Source organism: Bartonella bilalgolemi (assembly GCF_023500045.1).
GTDB classification, from domain to species: Bacteria; Pseudomonadota; Alphaproteobacteria; order Rhizobiales; family Rhizobiaceae; genus Bartonella; species Bartonella bilalgolemii.
Window position 1 is genome coordinate 1 of the sequence record NZ_JAMCOF010000030.1, and the last position, 1,180, is coordinate 1,180.

The window sequence follows — 1,180 nt, forward strand, 5'->3', positions numbered from 1 at the left end:
GGCAGTATCTTATACTGCCCTTTTTATCTAAGTTAATATCAGTATTGTTTTAGAAACGATAACGTATCCCACCTGAAAAAGAGGTTGCTGATATACCTGCTTTTTGAAGTTTGTGTTGGTGGCTGATATCACCATGTAATTCGATCTTTTTATTTAATTGTGCATTAATCCCTACACTACTTTCAACAGAGGCACCCATAGGATCAACATGGAAATTATCTCCACTTACCTGTATTGTTTCACCGTCACCAAAAGCCTTAATCATGTTTAATTTTCCATAAAGGGAAATGGCATGACCGCTTTCTGCTGCAGTGACAGTTTTGCTTAAACGTCCACCAATACGAACTAACCATTGATTAGGATTATTCATATCGATTTCAAGGTTATCACTGTCTGAAATGCTATCAAACATCAAACGTTGATAAGCAAGTTGTGCTTGTGGTTCAAAGACCAGTCCTTCAACACCAGTTGAAAATTGTTGACCAATGGTTGCAGAGGCACTCAATGTATTTGCATCACTCAATTTTGCAACATTACCGATATTCGCAACTTTAATATGTCCTTTCACAAGGCCATAGGAAAGGAGTGTGTCAAGGTATAAGCCATTCTGATGACGTATACTACCGAAAGCTGAGATTGACCATTTATCAAGCGTACTCTTATCAGCACCTTCCATGTCTTTTGGCGTGAAAGATACTTGTCCATAAGTGCCTAACAAACCAAAATTTGTTGTAGTATTTTGATTTTCCAGAACACCTAATGCAACACCTATTTCTAGAGCATTATAGCGAAGATCAGCTCCGTAACCATACTCGAGAGCAGTATGGTTGGATGATAAAGTCGCTGTATTGCCATAAGAGGATAAGAAGAAAGTATTTTTCTTATTGTTTTCATTGGCTAATGACAGTGTCCGTAGAGATGCATTTTGCTGATTGATATCAGAGAAACCAGCAGAGAATAAAGCATTTGGCATAACCAAATAATTAGCCATTTGTGGTACAAGAGCTTTCACTTTTGATTGAGAGTCAAGATAGGCGTTTTGCAAACGGAAATCCCAATATGTTTGATTTTCACCAAACATACTTTGATCTTCACCGTGAGAGGAAGCTTGAGGACCGTAGGCGTTAAGAGTATATTTATAAGGAGAATTATTTATTGTGGTGTAACCATTTGCCAATTT

The 1,180-nt window shown here is 37.5% G+C and carries 1 protein-coding gene; it reads right to left on the reverse strand.

The window, feature by feature from the left end; all coding sequences use genetic code 11:
- Window positions 1-49: 49 nt before the first annotated feature.
- Window positions 50-1,180, reverse strand: a 1,131-nt coding sequence (locus M4Z11_RS07330) for an autotransporter outer membrane beta-barrel domain-containing protein (protein WP_249678034.1), incomplete at its 5' end; no start/stop codon positions are given.